The organism is Niastella populi (assembly GCF_002078015.1).
GTDB classification, from domain to species: Bacteria; Bacteroidota; Bacteroidia; order Chitinophagales; family Chitinophagaceae; genus Niastella; species Niastella populi.
In genome coordinates, this window is record NZ_LWBP01000088.1 from 1 (window position 1) to 1,722 (window position 1,722).

At 39.3% G+C, this 1,722-nt stretch carries 1 protein-coding gene; it reads left to right on the forward strand.

Going from position 1 to position 1,722, the window contains the following annotated elements; genetic code table 11:
- On the forward strand, window positions 1–1,722 hold a 1,722-nt coding region (locus A4R26_RS09195; protein ID WP_165760207.1), incomplete at both ends, for a condensation domain-containing protein.

Genomic DNA, 1,722 nt, shown 5'->3' on the forward strand with positions numbered 1-1,722 from the left:
AAGAGCTGTTCGCTCATACCAGCGTAGCTTCCCATGCAGCACTGATAGCATCTTCAAAAAGAGAGGAATTTGTTCAAATAGGAAAAGTAACTCCTCAGGCAAGTTATCCAATCTCTGATGCCCAAAGAAGACTCTGGGTGTTGAGTAAATTTGAAGGAGGTTCGATAGCTTATAACATACCGGGTAGTACTTACCTGAATCAGGACATTGAGATTGAAAACTTCAAAAGAGCCATAGATGCTACAATCGATCGTCATGAGATCTTAAGAACAGTCTTCAGGGAAGATGAGTCAGGAGAGATAAGGCAATGGGTGTTGGAGAGAGAAGCGTTAGGCTTTTCAATCGACTACCAGGACTTTAGACAAGAGGCTGACAAGAAAGAAAAAGCAGAAGCGTATATCGCAGCAGATGCTTACCTGGCATTTGATTTGGAAAACGGGCCTTTACTGAGAGCTGCCTTACTTCAGGTAGAGGAAAAGGAATACGTATTCTACTTCAACATGCACCATGTCATCAGTGATGGGTGGTCTATGGAAGTATTGTCTAAAGATATATTTCAATATTATGAGGCCTATAAGACTGACAAAAAGCCTGAGATAAAGGAACTAAGAATTCAGTATAAGGACTATTCAGCATGGCAATTAGCCCAGTTGAAGGAAGAGTCATTTAAAGTACATCAAGGGTATTGGCTGAACAAACTCTCGGGAGAATTGCCACTGCTGGATCTTCCGGCCAAAAAACAGCGGCCAAAATTCAAGACCCATAATGGGCGGGGGCTAGCTACTTATCTTGGTAAAGCAACAACGACTAAACTAAAAGCATATACACAGGAGAAAGGCGGCAGTTTATTCATGGGCTTGTTGGCAGCATGGAATATTTTGTTGTATCGTTATACTTCAAAAACCGATATAATAATAGGAACTCCTGTAGCAGGCAGAGATCACGCAGATTTGGAAGATCAGATCGGATTTTACATAAATACACTTGCTCTAAGAAATGAAATAAGACCAGGAGAAAATTTTAATGACTTTTACAGCACTTTAAAGGACAATACCCTTAAGAGTTATACCCATCAAATGTACCCCTTTGACAGGTTGGTGGAGGAATTAGACCTTCACAGGGATACGGGTAGAAGTGCTGTATTTGATGTCATGTTGATCTTTCAGAATAATGGAGAGAGAATAGAAGGACCTGAATTAAATACGGAAGAGCTAAACCAAATAGTAGAGCTGGGAAATAGTCAGTCAAAATTTGACATAAACATATTCGTTAGCGAAGTGAGTGACTATCTTTCATTACGTATAGTGTATAATTCTGATGTGTATGAGAAAGAAATGGTTGAAGGTCTGATAAATCACTACAGGCAATTATTAAATGCAATATTAGACAACCCGGAAGAAAAAATCTCAGAAATAGATTTCCTGTCGCAGGAAGAGAAGCAGGAATTGCTGCTCACCTTCAATGACACGGAGATGGAATATCCCAAAGATAAAACAATAATAGCCCTGTTTGAAGAACAAGTACAAAGAACACCAGATAATATAGCGGTAGTGTTTAAAGATAACAAACTTGCCTACAGGGAACTTAATGAATTGTCTAATCAATTGGCTCATTACCTGCAAAAAAAGTATGATATCCAACCAGATGATTTAGTAGGAATAAAGCTGGATAGAAGTGAGTGGCTTATTGTTTCGATACTGGGGGTGTTAAAATCAGGAGGTG